Annotated in this window: 9 protein-coding genes and 1 CRISPR repeat array; of the genes, 2 read left to right on the plus strand and 7 right to left on the minus strand. The window is 53.7% G+C overall.

Annotation, left to right across the window (positions count from 1 at the left end; all coding sequences use genetic code 11):
* Positions 1 to 210 precede the first annotated feature (210 nt).
* Positions 211 to 2808, minus strand: coding sequence for a type I DNA topoisomerase (topA, locus tag FRY97_RS18345; protein WP_147169023.1), 2598 nt, complete (start codon positions 2806 to 2808; stop codon positions 211 to 213).
* Between the two features lie 411 nt (positions 2809 to 3219).
* Here topA and FRY97_RS18350 point away from each other — a divergent pair, with 411 nt between their 5' ends.
* The gene (locus FRY97_RS18350) at positions 3220 to 6465 is read left to right on the plus strand and encodes a WG repeat-containing protein (RefSeq protein ID WP_170254738.1); all 3246 of its coding nucleotides are present in this window, start codon (positions 3220 to 3222) and stop codon (positions 6463 to 6465) included.
* Between the two features lie 100 nt (positions 6466 to 6565).
* A complete protein-coding gene (locus FRY97_RS18355) occupies positions 6566 to 7390 on the plus strand; it encodes an NINE protein (RefSeq protein ID WP_147169025.1) in 825 nt (274 codons plus the stop codon).
* Positions 7391 to 7775: 385 nt separating this feature from the next.
* On the opposite strand, the gene FRY97_RS18360 is transcribed toward FRY97_RS18355, so the two are convergent.
* The 6 genes from FRY97_RS18360 to FRY97_RS18385 all read right to left on the minus strand — a co-directional run bounded on the left by FRY97_RS18360 (position 7776) and on the right by FRY97_RS18385 (position 17169).
* Entirely contained in the window at positions 7776 to 9437 is a 1662-nt protein-coding gene (locus tag FRY97_RS18360) for a hypothetical protein (RefSeq protein WP_147169026.1), read from the minus strand.
* 230 nt (positions 9438 to 9667) lie between these two features.
* Positions 9668 to 12787 (minus strand): tetratricopeptide repeat protein, encoded by a 3120-nt coding sequence (locus tag FRY97_RS18365; protein ID WP_147169027.1) that lies wholly within the window; start codon positions 12785 to 12787, stop codon positions 9668 to 9670.
* 254 nt (positions 12788 to 13041) lie between these two features.
* Positions 13042 to 14289, minus strand: coding sequence for an ornithine--oxo-acid transaminase (gene rocD, locus FRY97_RS18370; RefSeq protein WP_147169028.1), 1248 nt, complete (start codon positions 14287 to 14289; stop codon positions 13042 to 13044).
* A 90-nt stretch (positions 14290 to 14379) separates the two neighbouring features.
* Entirely contained in the window at positions 14380 to 15000 is a 621-nt protein-coding gene (gene pncA, locus FRY97_RS18375) for a bifunctional nicotinamidase/pyrazinamidase (protein ID WP_147169029.1), read from the minus strand.
* 24 nt (positions 15001 to 15024) lie between these two features.
* A complete protein-coding gene (locus FRY97_RS18380) occupies positions 15025 to 16491 on the minus strand; it encodes a DUF389 domain-containing protein (RefSeq protein WP_147169030.1) in 1467 nt (488 codons plus the stop codon).
* Positions 16492 to 16518: 27 nt separating this feature from the next.
* Positions 16519 to 17169: an ABC transporter ATP-binding protein gene (locus FRY97_RS18385; RefSeq protein WP_147169031.1), complete on the minus strand. Its 651-nt coding sequence runs from the start codon at positions 17167 to 17169 to the stop codon at positions 16519 to 16521.
* A gap of 459 nt (positions 17170 to 17628) precedes the next feature.
* Positions 17629 to 19772: a CRISPR direct-repeat array (repeat unit 37 nt; unit sequence ATCAGAGTCCCTATCCAGTCCAGAGTAGGATTAAGAC).
* Positions 19773 to 19800: the final 28 nt, after the last annotated feature.

Below are 19800 nucleotides of genomic sequence, written 5' to 3' on the forward strand. Positions count from 1 at the left end.
TAAGCTTTTCAGGCTTTAGGCTGGCACCTGCCCTCCGTGGCAAAAACAGACACTGAGGCACCGAGCACACCGAGCGCCACTGAGATAGAAGCCCGATGTGAAACTCCGTGCTCCCCGTCTCCTTGGCAAAAACAGACACTGAGGCACCGAGGCCACTGAGCTGCGCTGAGATAGAAGCCCGCTGTGAAAATCCGTACCCGGGCTCAACAGCTACTTTTTAGCCTTAGGCTTAGCCGGGGCTTTCTTTTTGCCAGTGGCTGGCTTTTTCTTAGCCGGGGCCTTTTTCTTTTTCTTGAACGCATCCGGGATTTCCGCCTCGATGATCTTTTTCACGTCTTCCAGCGTCATCTCCTTCGCCATCTCAGGCGTCACCTTCTCCCCATCAACCTTCGGGAATTTGACGTTCCTTTTGTTGAACTTGATGAAGGGCCCCCAACGGCCGTTCTCTACCGATATCTTTTCATCGTCCCAGCGGTGGATGTATCGGTTGGCTTCTTTTTGCACTTTCTGCTCGATCAGCTCGTGCATCTCTTCCAGGGAGATGGTATCGAAATCATATTTGCGGGGCACATTCACGAACATGCCGTCCCATTTCAGGAAGGGGCCGAAACGGCCTTTCCCTTTGGTAATCGGCTTGCCTTTGTAGGTGCCCACCGGCGCATCTTCTTTGATTTTAGCATTGATGAGCTCAAGGGCACGCGCTCTGCTTATCTTCAAAGGGTCCTCCCCTTTAGGGATGGAGACAAAGAAGTTTTCCCCTTTGCGCACATAAGGCCCATAGCGGCCCACACCGATCTGCACCGGCTCGCCCTCGTGCTCGCCCATATCCCTGGGGAGCTCGAACAGCTTCATCGCCTCTTCGTAGGTGATCGTCTCCATAGACTGCCCAGGGCGCAAATTGCCGTACTTCGGCTTTTCGTCCTCCTCGAGCTCGTCCGGCGAGCCGATCTGCACCACTGGCCCAAGGCGGGTCATGCGCGTGAGCACCGTGCGGCCCGTTTCGGGGTCCTTGCCCAGTACTCGCTCCCGGGTTGGGCGCTCAGCGTTCTCGATGGTCTCTTCCACTGTTTCGTGGAAAGGCTTATAAAAGCTGGCCAACATTTGCGTCCACTCCCTCTGCCCTTCCGCAATGACATCAAATTGTTTTTCGATATCAGCAGTGAAACCGTAATCCATGATCTCTTTGAAGTGCTCGCTCAGAAAATCGCTCACGGTCATCCCCATATCGGTAGCGAACAGGCGGTTTTTGACCGTGCCGGTAACTTCCGTTTTCACCTCGCTGTTGATCTTGCCTGCTTTGTTTAAGGTGAGCAAGGTATACTTCCGCTCTTCACCATCCCGAGACTCCTTGGTGATGTACCCTCGTTCAGGCTCCATGATTTTGCTGATCGTAGGGGCGTAGGTAGATGGGCGGCCAATGCCAAGCTCCTCCAATTTTTTGACCAGGGCCGCCTCCGTATACCGGGCAGGCGGGCGGGTAAACCGCTCAATGGCCGTCATTTCAAAGAGATTGAGCAGCTGGCCCACTTTCAGCGGCGGCAGCATGCCTTTTGCCTCTTCCTCCTCATCATCATCATCTGTAGACTCTAGGTAGACCTTTAGGAAGCCGTCAAACTTGAGCACTTCGCCTTCTGCTTTCAGGTAGGCATCAGGCACTGTGGAAATGCCCACCTTGACGATGGTCTTTTCCAGCTCTGCATCCGACATTTGGGAGGCGATGGTCCGTTTCCAGATAAGCTCATAAAGCCGTTGCTCATCTCGGTCAGAGGAGGCCATCTGCTTATTGATATAAGTAGGCCGGATAGCTTCGTGCGCCTCCTGTGCCCCTGCGGATTTGCCTTTGTAGCGGCGTGTTTTGAGGTAATTGCTGCCGTACAAATGCGTTATCTCCTGCGCAATGCTTTTCAGGGCAGTCTCGCTCAGGGCTACGGAGTCTGTACGCATATAAGTGATATGGCCCGCTTCGTACAGCCGTTGCGCTACGCTCATCGTGCGCTGTACGCTAAACCCGAGCTTACGGCTGGCCTCCTGTTGCAGGGTGGAGGTAGTAAACGGGGCTGTCGGGCGGCGCTTGAGCGGCTTGACGTCGATATCTGTAATTTCGAAAGCCGCCTCTCGGCACTGCTCTAAAAACTGCTGCGCCCCTTTTTCATCGTTAAACCGGGAGGGGTTCTCGGCTTTGAGTTTCACTGCCTTCCCCTGTTCATTTTTGACATCAAAAAGCGCGTTCACCCGGAAAAAAGGGCTAGGGTCGAAGTTGATGATCTCTCGCTCGCGCTCTACCAACAGCTTTACAGCCACCGATTGCACCCGGCCGGCAGAAAGCTTGCCGCGCACCTTCTTCCACAGTACGCCAGAAAGCTCGTACCCTACAAGGCGGTCTAGGATACGGCGGGCTTGCTGTGCATTGACCACGTTGAGGTCTACCGTTCGCGGCTGCGTGACTGCCTTTTGGATGGCCGGCTTGGTAATCTCGCGGAAAACGATGCGTTTGGTATGCTTTTCGTCTAGCCCAAGGACTTGGCAGAGGTGCCACGAAATAGCCTCCCCTTCCCGGTCTTCGTCCGTTGCGAGCCATACCTCATCCGACTTCTTGGTCAGGTCTTTCAGCTCACGGACCACCTTCTGTTTTTCAGGGGAGATCACATATTTGGGCTCAAAATTATTTTCTATATCGACGGCCCCGCCTCGCTTGTCCAAATCGCGGACATGGCCGAAGCTGGACTTGACGATGAAATCCTTGCCCAGGATTTTCTCAATGGTTTTTGCTTTGGCTGGAGACTCGACTATTAGCAGGTTCTTTGGCATAAATTCTGTTTATTTAAAAGCAGTGGCTGTCTGCAAATGTATAAATTTTGAAGTTTGTTCTCTCCACCGGCCATTTTTCCCTGGCCACAATGAGCTTCACAGCGCCACATTTTAAACTAATTGACATACATAAGCAATGCATTAACAAATTACTAAGCAAAAAAGTATTTTTGCCTCTGCGCTGTACGCCCCAAGAAGTTTCCGGAAAGGAAAACAATAATGCCGGGCAGATTGCGTATAAACCCTGGGCATTTGCGCAAAATCCGATGAGCAGCCCGGAAGCCCAATATGACCTACTCACAGGACCTGCATATGATACAACGACTCAGCCTGCTATTCTGGTTCATTTATTTAGGTTGCTCCTCCTGTCTCATAGGGCAGCAGGCTTGCTTCCCCATAAAGCAAAACAATATGTGGGGGCTGATGAACGCAGATGGCAAGATTGTCCAGGCTCCGGTATACGATGCCATCGGTGAATTCCAGCACTTCGGGTACGCTGTCATGCAACAGCATGGGCGGGTGGGCCTGCTGAATGCTACAGGGCAAGAGCTCCTTCCCAGCCGGTATGAGGACCTCAAAATCCTCGATTCCCTCTTCATTGCGGTTATGCGGGACGGGGCTTGGTCGGTCATCCACATCAATGGGCACCAAGTCTTGGGCTCGGGCTATGAGCAGGTAGAAGTGCCTGCCCAAGGGTATTTGGCCTTTGCCAAATCGGGGAAATGGGGGCTTGTAGACGAAAGGGGCGCTGTGCTTGCCCCTCCGCGGTATGACCAAATCAGCTGCTTCAGCCAGCAGTACTTCAGCATTTGGGAAGGCTCGCGCCAAGGCCTCATCACCCGGGATGGGCGCATTGTCCTGGCCCCGGTGGCCACAGATATCCAAATCGAAAAAGACAGCCTGATCTGTTTTGAACAGGACCGCAAATGGGGGGCGGCCACCCCTGACGGCGTTATCCGGGTGCTGCCTGCTTTCAATACTTACCAGGCCATGGAGCACGGTTTCATCGCTTGGTACAGCGAGTCCGGTGCAAAGGCCTACTCTATGAACTGCCGGCGTATGATCACACCTGCTTTTGCCGATGGCTTTTATGCCTTTTCCCCCCGCTACCTGTTGTTCAAAAAAAACCGGCAGCTGGGGCTCCTCAATTGGTGCGGGCAGCTCGTATTCCCTGCCCAATACGATGAGATACAGCCTTTTACAGACAGCCTGTTCCGGGTCAACCAAAACGGGCAATGGGGGCTGGCCTTCCCGGGCGGGGAGCTGGCTATGCCTCCTTCTTACGACTATATCGCACCGCCTACCGGAGCAGTGAGCTTGGTCAAAAAGGATGGGCTTTACGGGGTTTGCAATCTGGAAGGGCGCCCCCTCGTAAAAACCGCCTACCACCGGATAACCCTGGAAAAAAACCAGGCCAAAGCTTACCAGCAAACGCCCGGGGAAGGCGAAGCCCTTACCCTCTTTGCTTTCACAGCAAACGGCCAGCTCCAGAGTGGGCAAGCCCTGAGCCAACAGCATTTCCAAGTGAAGGTAGGCCATGCCAGCCGCCCCCTCGCCCCTGAGCCTTCATTGGAACAGCAGCGCCGCCTTCGCTACTTCGAGTGGTTTTACTCGCCAGAACAAGACCGCTGGGGCATGCGCAAGCTCTCCGATGGCAGCGTACAGATCGAGCCGATGTTCACCTCTATAGCAGTAGAGCCGGCACTCGGGTTTACCCTTGTCGGGCTGCCCAAGTCTGTCACCTATCAATTCGACCGTACGGCTTTCCGCTTTGAGCAGGTCTTCGGCCTGGTCAACAATGAGCTGGGGCTGATCGTCACGGAGCTGGACTTGCTCCACCTTCAGGTTGAAGATTTCAAAAAAGGCAGCCGCCTGGCCCGCTGCACCTTTTCCAATGGCACCCAAGGCCTGATCGACCGCCAAGGCAAGATCCACCGCCAAGGGCTTGCTTTTGTAGGCCCATTTTCCGATGACGGGCTGGCGCGCTTCAGTTTTGCCGGGCAGCTTTCCGGTGCCCTCGAGCCCAAGCACCACCTGGGCATGCTCTCTGAGTTCCTTCAGGGCATGTCTGCCCCTAGTATTATGACCGACTATACGCAGCACGACCAGAAGTTCAGGGCTTCCGCATACCTTACTTGTGAGGACTGCGAATGGGGCTATCTGGACACCACCGGGCAAGTGGCCATCGCACCGGCGTTCACATTTGCCGAAGACTTTACTGAAGGGGCCGGGATTGTCGCTTGCGGGGACAAATGGGGCCTTATCAACCGGGCCGGCCGCATGGTCATTGAATGCCAATATGATGAGGTACAGCTTATGTCCAACGCTGGCCGGAGCATGGTGAAGGTGTATAAAAAAGAGCCCAAATATGGCCTGATCGACACCCTGGGGCAGCTGGCAGTCAGTGCGGTATACGATGAGATCGCCCACTTCAGCGAAGGGCGGCTGGCTGTGCAGCGAAACGGGCTTTGGGGCTTTGTCAATCTTGACGGGCAAGAGGTCATCCCCTGCCGCTTCCGGGAGGTACAGAATTTCAGTATGGGCCTTGCTGCGGTGCGCCTTGGGCACGAGTGGGGCTTCATCGACAAATTGGGGCATATCGCTATCGACTTTGAGTTCAAGCGGGCCGGAAATTTCAGCCACGGGCTGGCCTGGGCCCTTACGGAAAATGGGGCCGGGTATATTGACGAATCTGGCCACTTCAGGATCACTCCTCAGTTCGATCGTGCCTACGACTTTCAGTGGGGGCTGGCCCGGGTCATCGACAATGGGCTATATGGGCTCATCGACATCAACGGCACATTTGTACAGCGCCCAAGGTTCAGTGCAGTTTCCGCTTTCGACGAAAACGGGCTGGCTATTGCCCGCTACGGCAACAACAAAGTGAAATACGCCCTGCTCGACCGGTCGGGAGCGCTACAGGCACAAGGCGATTTCCAAGAAATTGAGCCTTTCCATGAGGGGCTGGCTGTGGCCAAAGGCAAAAATGGCTACGGGTACATTAACACCAAGGGCGAATGGGCCATTGAGGCCAGGTATTCCAAGGCAGGGCATTTCGCAGAAGGGCTTGCTCCTGTACAGTTGGACGGGCAGTGCGGCTACATCAACGCCCAGGGCACAGTGGCCATCCCTTTTCAATATACCCGCTGCCAGCCTTTTGAAGATGGCCGGGCGGTAGTGTACCAGGGGCTGAGGAAGGCCGGCCTGATCGACCGGCAGGGCCAGGAAATCATACAGCCTAGTGTCAACCGCCTGCTCAACTTTCAGGAAGGGCGGGGGCTTGTGCGGGACAACCAATACCGTTTCTACTACATTACAGAGGAAGCCAGCCCCTACAAAGGGTATTACGAGCAGGCTACCGAGTTTCAGCATGGGGTCGCTGTCGTGCAGGTCAATGGAAAGTGGGGCATCATCAACCAAAAAGGCATTGAGATCATCCCGCCCCGCTACGACAAAATAGAGCGCTTTGAAAATGGCTATGCCAAAGTCCGCATACAGGGCTTTTCAGGTTTGGCCGACCTCGACGGCAAGGTACTGGTGCAGCCCGATTACGAATACATCTCCTACGCTGGCCAGGGGCTGTTCCGGGTGGAGAAAGGGGGCGAGATCGGGTATTTTGATGAAAAAGGGGAATGGGTATGGGCTTTAGCCAAATAACCCCTTTTATCCGTTTTTTACCCCTTTTCGGCTATTGCGCTTGCCCTTTTGCCCCCCAGGTTCTACCTTGTTGTTTTTTGCAACAGGAGATGGGCTTTTTATGAAAAACAAGAACCTTACAGGCGTTCTCGCCCTGCTTTTTGGCATGTTTGGCGTACACCGGTTTTACCTGAACCAGCGGTTCATTGGCGCGCTTTATTTTATCGGCGGCATTTTTTCCATTATCATCACGGCTGAAGAGGGCTTCCCCCTAGTCCTTTTCCCTGCTCTGCTTGCCCTCGTCGACGCTATCCTGTTTTTTGCTATGCCCCGGCGAGACTTCGACCGCAGGTACAATAATGAGGCTGCCAATCATTCCTGGGCAGGGCGTTTCCGCCAAAAGCGCTCCCCTGGCCGTTTCCCGCGCGACCGCAGCCGCTACCACACTTCAAAGCTTGACGTGCTGAGGGAGGATGCCCTGGCCAATTTCAGGTCTGGCTATTTTGCAGCAGCCGCTGAGCGATTTGAACAAGCCATCTCCATTGAGCCGCTCGACCCCCTACTGCACTACAACTTGGCAGCAACCTACGCCATGATGGAGGACGAATCCCTGGCTTTCTCCCACCTTGATGAATCCGTGCGCCTGGGCTTCGACAACTGGGACAAAATCCATACGCACGATGCGCTAGCTTACCTGCGCACCTTCCCAGCATTTGACACCTTCGTTCAGAATGGGTACCGCCTCCCGGCACAGGGGCTGATGCCTGGGCGGGAGGAGGAGCTCGAGCTCCCTCCCCTGGCAAAAGCGCAGCCCAAGAAAAAAGAACCGGTACGGGATAAGCTGCTGGACCAGCTATCGGAGCTGGCACAGCTGCGCGAAAAAGGCATACTTACTTTGGAGGAGTTTGAACAGCAGAAAGCCAAAATGCTCAACAGCCGCTCCTGATACGGGCGCAGGCCAGAATGTCGCAGGCGTTGCAGGCACTAGTGGTCTGTCAAGGCTAAAACTAGGGGTTGCCTGCGGCGACTTTTGAGGCTACTCTTCGTTGGACAACCCCTTACGTAGCGCTGCTATGCGCGGGAACATCCGCCTTGATTTAGCCTCAAAATCCGCTCCCACTCAACCCATAAATTAACACTTGACAGACTACTAGGCTGCCATTGGCCTAGCGCTGCGAAGGGGTGGCAAGCCCGACAGGGCCGAGCGGATAGCGAGCCCCGGAGCATAGCGGCACCTGCCATCAGGCAGGGGCAGGCCCCTTTCCCCCCAAAAAAAACGACATTCTGTTTCTCCTTCCCCTGACACGCAGGGACGGCTGTTGGGATTGGCCTTAAAACCGGACCATAATCCCAGCCAGGGCATTGATGCCAAAAGTAGGATAGCGGAACCACCGCTCCCTCCGGTTGTTGGCCAAATTGTTCAACTGTACAAAACCGCCGAACCGCTCTGAGAAGTAGTATTCTGCCCCCAGGCTTACATCGAACAAGGCGTTGAGGTTATCTGCTTCCCCTTCTGCATTCACAAAGGGCACCCCATTCTCAAGGAAGAAATCACCACGGACCGTAAGCTTGTTCTCAAGGGTAGTGTAACGCCCGCCCACATTCACGGTCAGCGCAGGCAGGTGCCAAGGCTTCTCTTCGTTGTCGAGGTCATAGATGTTCTGGCTGAACGCACCGATGATCTCAAAGCCCTCAAAAAGAGGTGCAGTGAGGGAGCCCTTGATCGTGATGATGCTGCCGTCATCGTATACCACATCGAACCGGGGCGTCTCGGAGAAAGGGTCGAGCAGGCGGAAAGTCGCCAGATCGTCAATCGCTTTGTAACTGGCCTGAAAATCGTAATCTATGCCTTCTACATGGCCTTTCACGCCACCGTAATACCGGTAGTACAGGCTGTTCCGAATGCGGAGGGGCGAACTGATGAAAGGGTTGTAGTTTGCCAGGTTCCGGAAATTGTTCTTCTGAAGGGTGCCATCTGTGCCCACATAGGCGTTGACAACCCCCTCAACCAGGACAGCCGTCACTTCAATATCTGGGAAAAACGTAAAAATATCGTTGTTAGAAGCCAAGTTAAGCCCCACTTTTGCGCGGAAGCGCTCAGCGTGGTAAGTGAAATTGGGGCGTAGGAAGAAGTTGTTCAGGTCCTGATCCCCTTCGGTATCGTCATAGCCCGTAAAATCAGTCTGCAGCTCAATGCTGAGGGGGTGGGTATCGTCAAACCACTTGGTGCCTCCGATGCGGAGGTCAAACCCGTTCTCACGGGAGGCGGAGTAGCTGTCGTTCATCAAATAAGCCTTGAAGCCAGCGTGATAGTTGAAATCGGCCTCGGTCCGGGCGCTGTTGTAGATACTGGCTTCAGCATCAAAAATCCCAAAGCGCTGACGGACCTCCTCCTTGTCAAAGGAGATGGTCTCTTCTAAGGCTTCAGCTACTTCGTTGTAGCCATAATAGAAGACCGCATCCGAAGTATAAGCCAGTTTGGTATTCACAGCAAAGCCCTGATCAAAATAGTAGGTGCCATCTACGCCCCCTGTGGTCCAGCTGAACCGCTGATTCTCGACATTTTGGCTGTTATTTGCGCTGTGGTGGTCCGCGAAGAGGTCAAGAGAGAAGGTTTCGTCATTGCCCAGGTGGTAGAAGCCCTGCCCAAGGAAGGAGGCCGGGAAACCGCCGCCGAGCTTGACATAGCCATCGTACCCTTCTTCCATTTTTTCCCTGCGCATAGCCAGGGGCCTGATCTTTGGCGGGAGGTATTCTACCGGGAGGGTTTTGGAGAACACGCGGTAGTCCAGCCGCCGGGTAGCCGTGTCGAGGGGCGGCAGGGAGGGGTCGAGCTGAAAACGGTTGGCATCGCCCAAACGGGCATCAAAGCTCTTGATGATGTCTACCTCCTCAGCAGGCAGGTCGGGGTCTCCGCCGGGCTGCGCCCAAGCAGTAGCAGCACACAGCAAGAAAACAAGGACAAGGAAAGTTGGCAATAATCGGGTAGTCATATTGATTCCTATTTTTTGGGCAGCCCGGCTGCCGGATATTCCAATGGGTTGATAAAGCCTGTTCAAACGCAGGGCATAAGCGCTTATTTGGAGTAGTTTCATGATAAAAATCAGGGGCTTACCATTCTGGCCAAGCCACTAAGTTTGAGCTTATCGGGCTAAATAAAAAAACAGCGAGGAAGCCAAGCCCATAAGCCTCTGATTTACAGCAGGAAACTCCAGACATGCATCTAGTTGCCTCCTTCTTCCTCCATGAAGGCATCTTCATCCGGGCTAGTGTTCAGCCTGCTCGACTGATTGATCAGGCTGTTGATGGTCTGCAATTTCTGACGGGCTTCGTTGACCAGGGCGGGGTCTTCCTGATAATTCTCCAGCAGCGCCTCCAGCACAGCTTGTGCATTATAGAGGTCGCCTTTTTCCCTAAGTATGTCAGACAACAGCAGTACGCCTTTAGCCACCCAGAAAGGATAAGCTGAGCTTTCCTTATTGGAGTTGATACAGATTTCCTGCGCCTTTTCCAGGTTGCGCCTCAGGTAATAAATGTACGCAATCAGATAGCGCGCCTCAGCGGTTTGTTCATTATCGCTCATGCGCTCCACCTCTTGAAAAGCGGTCAGTGCATTTTCGTAATCCTGCCGGTCGTACGCCATTTTGCCGAGGTAGAAGTTGGCCGTGGCAACCTGCAGCTGCGATGCGTTGGGGTTGGTGGCCACTTTGCGCGCAAGCGTATAAACCGCATCGTTGCGGTTGGTGCGATAGGCTGAGCGCAGTGCGCCAAGCTGTGCGTCAAACCGTTGATCGGCTTTGGTGGTCGCCTCCTCGAGCTCTACGTAAAGGTCGTAGCTCATCGAAAAATCCTCTTCGTGGTTGTAGGCGATCAGCGCAGCCTTCTCCAGGGCGCGCAGATAGTAAGAGCTCTGCCCCCGTTCTGCCACATTGAGGTAATCTTGGAGGGCATTGCTGTACTGCCGCAGTACACTGTAAGACTCGCCACGATGGTAAGTGGCCGGGAGGGTATAAAGCCCCCTTGGGAACTTGCGCAGGTAATCGGTATAGCTCTGCACTGCCCGCTCGTAATTGGCGTTTTCGAACTGCGACTCCGCAGCACGGAAGTTGATCGAGTCGCGCACTTCGTTTTCAACGTTGCCCTGCACCGTCTCCAGGAAAGCAAAATAATTGTCAGCCTGCCCGAGGTCATCTACATAGATCTCTTCTAAGGAAGCCAGGGCGAGGTTGGCCTCGTTGGGGTCGGGGTTGTTGGCAAAAACCTGCTTGTAGTAGTTGATGGCGCCATCCAGGTTGCCCTGATTGTAGCTGATCAGCCCAAGGCGGAGCAGGGCTTTGGTTATGAGGTCCGATTTCCCCTGATAGCGCTGCAAGAGCTTTTTGAGCGGCTCAGCTGCTTTGCTCAGCTGATTGATCTCCTGATAAGTCGTGCCCAGCTGCAACAGGGCGTCATCGGCGTACTCCGACTCCGGGTAGCTGCGCTCGATTTCCTCCAAGGCGACAATCTTGTTGGTGGTCCGCCCCAGCAGCCCTTCTATAATGGCTTTCTGGTAAAGCGCATAAACGTAGCCCGAATAGCGGTTCTGCACTGCCCGGTCGTAATACTCCACCGCCCGTACATATTGGTTGCGCTTGAACAGGCAATCGCCAGCACGGAGGGTCGCATCGCCCAACACCTGCTCTTTCACTTTTTGGTTGCGGATAAAAGAGCGGTTGCGGTTGATGCCGCGCACGGCTTCTTCAAAAAAGCCCAGTGCAGCGGTGTAATCTTCCTGCTTGAGGTAATTGTACCCTTGGGTGTAGTTGGCCGTAAAGATAGAGGCCTCGTCAGGCAGGCTGCTGAGGGTTTTGGCGATCGTCAGGTATTGGTTCAATAGGCGGATACTCGCATTGTATGCACCGTCCCGGTGGGCAATATCCCCAAGCCAGTAAATGGCCAGCGCACGGGTGCGGTTGTCGATAGAGACATCGAGCGATTTTTCAAAATACTGCTTAGCCGCTGCCTCCTGCCCATTCTGCAGCAACTGCAGCCCCCGCAGATAAGCCACCTGCTGATAGGTCTCCTGCAGCTTGGGCGTCCGGTTGGGCAGGCGCTCGATGATATCCAAAGCCTGTTGGTAATCCCGGTAGTTGAGGAAGATGTCGCTCATCAGCTCCTGCGCCTCAAGATAGTAAGGCGACTCGGGCCGGAGCTCCTGCAAGGCCAGGATGGCTTCCCTCGGGTCTTTGAGCTCATACGAGAGCTTAGCATAGTTCCACAGGGCCTCCTCTTGTATGCCTTCATCGTAGGGCATGCGCTTGGCGCTGCCAAAGGCCGTACGGGCAGATGGGCGCTGATTGAGGCGCAGGTAGGCGTCGCCAAGTATGAACATGGCGTTCTGCCCGATTTCGGACTCCACCGTGGTGAGGTCTTTCAGGTACTGAACCGCCCGGGTATAATCTTCTACCTGATAGTAAGTGTACCCGATCTGGTAGAGCTCTTCCTCGCGCAGGCGGCCAGAGCGCTCTGCATAATACTGCAAGTACGGCAAGGCTTTCCGGAATTCGCCTTTTTCGAAATAGGACTGCCCCAGCAGCTGCTTGATCTCCTTCTCCTTGCGGATGCTCGGGTCTTTAGCCCTAGGCTCTGCATAGGCGATCAGCTCATCAAACCGGCGCTCAGCGAAATAAATCTGTGCCAGGTAGTAAGGCACATGGGGCCTGTATTTTTTCGAGCGCTCCACGATGCGGAACTGAGCGATAGCCGCATCATAGTTCCCTTCAAAGAAATAGCAGAGCCCGAGGTAGTAATTTGTGGGGTAGTAATAGTCATTCTCCAGGTTTTTGATGTCCCGGAAATTGGTTTTGGCACGGTTGAAGTCCTTCTTGACGAAGAGGGCGTAGCCGAGCTTGAACTTCACGGCAGCTTTTTGCTCCCGGCTCATGCCGGTAGTCGGTATCTTGCTGTAAAACTCAATGGCCTTATCGTACTCCCGGGCATTGAAGTAGTACTCCGCCACTTCGGCCAGGGCATCGTTCGCGATGGTATTGGGGGCGTACTTGCGCACAAATTCCAGGATCAGCTTTTCCCCATCTTCGGCTTCCATGCGCACGGCCGCGCGGGCGGCATTCAGCTCCGCCTTGGTCTGCAACAGCTCGGCCTGAGCTTCGTTGACGGGCTGCAGCAAGCGGTAAGCACGCTCAAAGTGCCGCCTGGCTTTGGCGTAGACACCTTGTTCGAAAAGTGCTTCTCCGGTCTTGTAAGCCTCGTTCGCTTCTGTAAAAACGGCCGTCTGCTGGGCCATTACCGGCAGCCCGCTCAGGGCGATCAACAAGGTAAACAGTGGGGCAATTCTTTTCAGCATTCTTCAGATTTTAGTCGGTCTGTCGCATTTTGGGCGGTTGCGCGGCAAGCAACTGGCCCGAGCACGAATTTATAAAAAAATAATTCGTTTTGAACGGAGAACCTCGCCTCCCGCGCAACGCATGGGAAACGCCTGCAGCCATCGTAAAATTGTAGGCAGCAGGCAGCAGAAAAGCCGGGCCCCTTACTTTATGGCGCCCGGCTTCCTGTCTTTCCGCAGTGGCTTGAGCAGCCTGAAACGGCAGCCCCGCCCGGTTAACCTTCGAATTCCAATATGGTCTGCTCGATGATGCCGCAGCAATCGTTCAGCTGAGCTTCCGTCATCACAAGGGGCGGCGCAAAACGGATGATATTGCCATGCGTAGGCTTAGCCAACAGCCCGTTCTCTGCCAGTTTCAAGCAAATATCCCAGGCTGTCCGGCTGTCTTCCTCCTCGTTGATGACAATAGCGTTCAGCAGCCCTTTGCCGCGCACGAGCGTCACCAGCTCTGTTTTCTCTACCAAGTTCTTCTGCATCCGGGCCCGGAAAATCTGCCCCAAGCGCTCCGCATTCTCTGCCAGCCGTTCTTCCCTGACCACATTGAGGGCAGCCATGGCCACCGCACAGGCCAGGGGGTTGCCGCCAAAAGTGGAGCCGTGCTCACCGGGCTTTATGGTCAGCATGACCTCGTGGCTCGTCAGCACTGCCGACACGGGGAACACCCCGCCCGAGAGCGCTTTGCCCAATATTAGGATATCCGGCTTGAAGCCTTCGTGCTCGCAAGCGGTCAGGCGGCCGGTACGGGCGATGCCGGTCTGCACTTCGTCGGCAATAAAAAGCACATTGTGCGCCTTGCACAGCTCATAAGCTTTGCGCAAGTAGCCTTCATCCGGCACCACTACCCCGGCTTCCCCTTGTATAGGCTCCACCATGAAGCCCGCTACGTTCTCGTCTTGCAAAGCCGTTTCCAACGCACCGAGGTCGTTGTAAGGGATGATTTCGTAGCCCGGCATGAAGGGCCCAAAATTGGACGTGCTGCTAGGGTCTGTGGAAGAAGAAATAGCGCCCAGGGTGCGCCCCCAGAAGTTGCCGGTGACAAAAAGGATTTTAGCCTGATTGGCGGGCACGCCTTTCACTTCATAAGCCCACTTCCGGCATAGTTTGACGGCAGTCTCTCCGCCTTCTACGCCTGTGTTCATCGGCAGGACACGGTCGTAGCCAAAAAACTCCGTGATGAACTTCTCGTAAGGCCCGAGCATGTTGTTGTAAAAAGCACGGGAAGTCAGGGTGAGCTTGTGCGCCTGCTCCCCTAGGGCCGCAATGATATCGGGGTGGCAATGCCCCTGATTGACGGCAGAGTAGGCCGCCAGGAAGTCGTAGTATTTCTTGCCTTCGACATCCCACAAGAACACACCTTCCCCTCTGGCCAGCACCACGGGCAGTGGGTGATAGTTGTGCGCCCCGTACTGATCTTCCATTTCAATGTATGCTTCCGCAGATTGTAGCGTTTCCTGCTGTACCATGCGTCTGATTTTTTCGTGTTAAAAATGGTTAGGGTGTAATTAAACTCTTTATTTCACAAAATCAAAAATCTCTGTCGTCGAACGGGCGCCTCAAGCGGGCAGCAACTCGGCAGACTGTACAACAACAGCGCCTTTTGCTTTCATTTCCCGGACAGCCGCATCGGAGTCCCCGGGCTTCAGGTTGACGCCCCGGCAGCCGTCTTCTACCAAATAGGTGGCAAAGCCCAGCTCGAGGGCATCTAAAACCGTAAACTTGACACAAACGTCCAAGGCCAGCCCCAGGACGTAGACTTCGTCCACTCCTTTTTCCCGGAGGTACTCCCCTAGCCCAGTCGCTTTGCGATGCCCGTTGTCAAAAAAGCCGCTGTAGCTGTCAATCTCGGGGTCTGTCCCTTTCACAAAGACCCGGTCGATAGCAGCGGTGTTCAGCTCGGGCACAAACTCTGCCCCAAAGCTGCCTTGTACACAGTGGATAGGCCAAAGGATCTGCTGCAGCCCATTAAGGTCTATGACCTGGCCCGGGTAGCGCCAAGGGTGCATAGCGGCGAAGCTTTTGTGGTTGGCCGGGTGCCAGTCTTGGGTGGCCACGGCCAATTCAAAATGTGGGATGAGGGCGTTGGCCACCGCAACCGTCTGATCGCCTTCCGCCACTTCGAGGGCTCCGCCTGGGCAAAAGTCGTTCTGTATATCGACTATCAGTAATGCTTTCATAACTTCATTCTGCTTTCGCGCAAATCAGTAACTGATGACTTGCAGGGTATCAAATTCGGTACTTACCTTGAGAATGCCTTCGAGGCGCTCTTTGTTTGCCTTCGTCCCTTTGCGGTTTTTCCATTCTACCAAGTACACATGCTGATTGTTGAGGGTGGCGCTGTCCCCCAGCACCTTGGTCCGCTCGGCATACTGTATGCCCCCGATCTCGTCCGGGAAGGCTTCCCGGGCCAGACGGAGGCTCTTTTCCACCAGAGCTGAATCGCTCCGGCTCCGGGCCAGCTGCAGCTTGAGCTCCTCGGCCTGAAGCATGGCATCTGTCGCAGCCCTACGTTCTGACTCGATCATTTTCACCACTTCCTGCCGTTGGGCCTGAAGAGAGGACTTGACGTCGTTCAGGCTCATTTCGGCTTGGACCGGGAAAAGCCGGACGGGCTTGTGCAGGTCGAAATCCTCTTCCAGTATCTGCTCGTAGTGGGCGATAGAGTCTTCCGGTATCCGGCGCCCCAACAGCTGCAGAATGAGCTTGTTGGTGTCCGGGTCTATCCCTGTCAGCTCATAATTGATACAGACCTCCGGGAAATATTCGTCCACAAAACGGGTCACCTCCTGCTTGTCCTGCTGCATTTGGTACAGCCGGTAAAGGATGAACGCACTTGGCAGAGACACCAACATGCTGAAGAAAGCAGTGATCATCCGGTTGCGGTACGCCTCGCGCGCATCTACATAAGACTTGAGCGGGAAGCGAAGAAAGCGGATGATGAGGTAGGTGGTCAGGGCGATAAAAAAAGAGTTGAGGAAAAAAAGGTAGAAAGAGCCGAAGATAATGCCGGCCGTCCGGCTCAGCTCCTGCGCATAAAGCCCGCTGCTCATCCCTCCTTTCCGGATCAGCAGCTCAAACAGCTCGGCTATGCCAAAGCCGGTCACGCAAAGCGGGGGCATCAAAGCGGTGGCTATGGCAACGCCCGGAATGGCGTTCGATTTGTCTTTGCGGGTAGCAGAGATGATGCCGGCCAGCCCCCCAAAAATCGCGACCAGGCCATCGAGGAAGGTTGGGCTCGTCCGCCCCTGTATCTCAGGCGTCACATTGCCGAAAGGCGTCACAAAAAAATAGAAGGTACTGGTGACCAGGGCAATGAGTATGGCCACGCCAAAGTGCCGCAGCGAATTGAACATGGTGTACTGATCGTTGATGGCCACCCCCAGCCCGATGCCCAAGATTGGGGACATCAGCGGGGAGACCAACATCGCGCCGATGATCACGGCCGGGGAGTTGAGGTCGAGCCCTAAGGACGCGATCATAATGGAACACCCCAGCAGCCAGGCATTGGCGCCTTGCATCTTGCGGTTGTTGCGGATGGAAATCACGGCCCCTTCCCGGTCGAGCCCTTCTTCCAGGTCGAAAAGCGTGTGGAACCAGCTTTTTATCAACCCAAACAGCTCCATGATCAATGCTCTGGGCGAGCGGGCAGGCATATTGGTTTGGCTCATAGGTTGGTCATTTTAGGAGTCAATGGCTTAAGCCAGCAAACCGTCCTTCATCTCCAGCCGGCGGTCGCTCATAGCAGCCAGCTCTTCGTTGTGGGTGACTATGACAAAGGTCTGACCCATATCGTCCCGCAGCTGGAACAACAGCTGATGCAGCTCTTGGGAAGATGCAGAATCGAGGTTGCCGCTGGGCTCGTCCGCAAATACCACCGCCGGGCTGTTCATCAGGGCGCGGGCCACGGCCACCCGCTGCTGCTCGCCCCCGGAGAGCTGCCCCGGCTTGTGCTCAAGGCGCCCGCCCAGCCCAAGGTAATCCAACAGCTCAGCCGCACGCTTGCGCGCAGCCTTCTCTTCGGTCTTGGCGATCAGCGCAGGGATAAGCACATTCTCACGGGCAGTGAACTCCGGCAGCAGATGATGGAACTGAAAAACGAAGCCAATCCTCGCATTGCGGAACGCGGCCAGCTTTCGGGTATTCAGCCCAAAGACATCCTCCCCGCCAATAGACAAGGTGCCACTATCTGGCCGGTCGAGGGTGCCGAGGATGTGCAGTAGCGTGCTCTTGCCGGCACCTGATTTCCCCACCACAGAGACGAACTCCCCGGCCCTGATGGCCAGGTCCACCCCTTTCAACACCTGAAGCTGCCCGTAGGCTTTCGCTATCCCTTTTGCCTGAATCACAATTGCTGTTTTTTGTCGTGGGTAAAAATAGGAAAAACCACAGGCTGACAAAGCAATCGGCAAGCTTAGTTATCTTGAAATGCTGAGCCCCCCCAAACAGGCCACCGTTTTTATGGGGCTCCCCCAGCCTGACGGCAGGGGGCGCTATGCTACGGGGCTCGCTCCTCGCTCGGCCCTACCGGGCTTTCCACCCCTCCGCAGCGCTAGCCCTCTCCGCAGTGCAACGGCTGAGCGGAAGGCAGCAGCAAGAATTTCAGCAAAATCCCCCCAAAAGGGAACAATCAGCGGAAAAAAGCTGTATATTGCTTCAGTACCGATGAGGGCAAACGGCCCTTGTTTGGCTTATTTTTTAGTATTTTGCACAGCAGGTTTTGCAGAAAAAACCCTTGTTAAAAAGTGTTAAAATTCTCCGTTCTTTGACATCAACTTGCTCATTTTCAGTAAATTGCAAAACATGCTATCAGAGTCCCTATCCAGTCCAGAGTAGGATTAAGACATGCCATAGACAAGATCTTCAGCGTACTTACGAGCATCAGAGTCCCTATCCAGTCCAGAGTAGGATTAAGACTTCTCAAAATTAGGGCTTTTGATAATAAAAAGCATCATCAGAGTCCCTATCCAGTCCAGAGTAGGATTAAGACTTCACATCATCTATATCAAGCGAAGCTCTTGATGAGGATCAGAGTCCCTATCCAGTCCAGAGTAGGATTAAGACTGACTAACCTAGCTACTCGGAGCGATAGCAGGAACTTATCAGAGTCCCTATCCAGTCCAGAGTAGGATTAAGACTTCGCTCTCGCCAGCGACAGCGGCTTGAACGTTAAATCAGAGTCCCTATCCAGTCCAGAGTAGGATTAAGACAGGCAGCACACCGACTGTGGTGTAAATTGTGCAGATCAGAGTCCCTATCCAGTCCAGAGTAGGATTAAGACCAGCGCAGCAGCTAGATTTCCTCCTCGACTAGAAGATCAGAGTCCCTATCCAGTCCAGAGTAGGATTAAGACAGCCATTTCTTGTATATGGCAAACTGGTATGCCACATAATCAGAGTCCCTATCCAGTCCAGAGTAGGATTAAGACGGTCTTCCCGCATCCGGGAGGACCAAATAGTATGTATCAGAGTCCCTATCCAGTCCAGAGTAGGATTAAGACATGGGAGGTGTGACGGTTATACACCTCCCATCCATTATCAGAGTCCCTATCCAGTCCAGAGTAGGATTAAGACGATTGCATTTTTCACTGTAACAGAGCTGAGATTGTTGGTATCAGAGTCCCTATCCAGTCCAGAGTAGGATTAAGACTGATTTTTGTTGTTTTGATAATACATATATACATATATCAGAGTCCCTATCCAGTCCAGAGTAGGATTAAGACGGGTCTTCTGAAATTGTTGCTCTTCGCTCAGAGAGATCAGAGTCCCTATCCAGTCCAGAGTAGGATTAAGACAAGGGCGCTGGTATTTTACAGAAGGGGATTACTCAATCAGAGTCCCTATCCAGTCCAGAGTAGGATTAAGACGTTTTTCATGTGGGTATTTCATCGCGCATTTTAAATTATCAGAGTCCCTATCCAGTCCAGAGTAGGATTAAGACCTGTCTCATACCCTCTAACTCATCACTAGCATCAATCAGAGTCCCTATCCAGTCCAGAGTAGGATTAAGACCTTGCCGAATGACTTGTAACGCTTTTCTAGGTTCATCAGAGTCCCTATCCAGTCCAGAGTAGGATTAAGACTTGTTCTTGATATATGTACAGTCCAAAAGTCGATTCATCAGAGTCCCTATCCAGTCCAGAGTAGGATTAAGACGTAACAACGTATATTGTTTTGTGTTTTGATAATAATCAGAGTCCCTATCCAGTCCAGAGTAGGATTAAGACTATAGACTAATAAAACTTCTCAAACTTCAGAGCTAAATCAGAGTCCCTATCCAGTCCAGAGTAGGATTAAGACAGAGCTTCTTTGTAAAGAAAGTTTACTTTTCTTTCCATCAGAGTCCCTATCCAGTCCAGAGTAGGATTAAGACGAACTCACTTCTCCGTAGAAAAGAGCTGATAGTTTGTATCAGAGTCCCTATCCAGTCCAGAGTAGGATTAAGACATGTAGGGTTCGATTTTAAAAACCCGTCCGAGAATAAATCAGAGTCCCTATCCAGTCCAGAGTAGGATTAAGACTTTTTCACATTAAAAGACCAAATCAAACTTATCATATCAGAGTCCCTATCCAGTCCAGAGTAGGATTAAGACCCCTCCCCTGCTGGGTTGTCAAACCAAGCAAAAAGATCAGAGTCCCTATCCAGTCCAGAGTAGGATTAAGACCATCACAAAGGCTCGTAGTCTTTATCTTCGTCGCATCAGAGTCCCTATCCAGTCCAGAGTAGGATTAAGACTCGCTTATGTTAGTGTAAAGCACGCTAGACACCAATCAGAGTCCCTATCCAGTCCAGAGTAGGATTAAGACTCCCCGTTCTCTTCCTGGAACTGGGAGATTGCCTTGATCAGAGTCCCTATCCAGTCCAGAGTAGGATTAAGACGTGATTTCTGTCAGGTTATCCTGACGGATGCCATTTATCAGAGTCCCTATCCAGTCCAGAGTAGGATTTCCCGCTCAAGTGACACTAAGGCTCCTCCGTCG

Origin of the sequence: Phaeodactylibacter luteus, assembly GCF_007993045.1 — a bacterium.
GTDB classification, from domain to species: Bacteria; Bacteroidota; Bacteroidia; order Chitinophagales; family Saprospiraceae; genus Phaeodactylibacter; species Phaeodactylibacter luteus.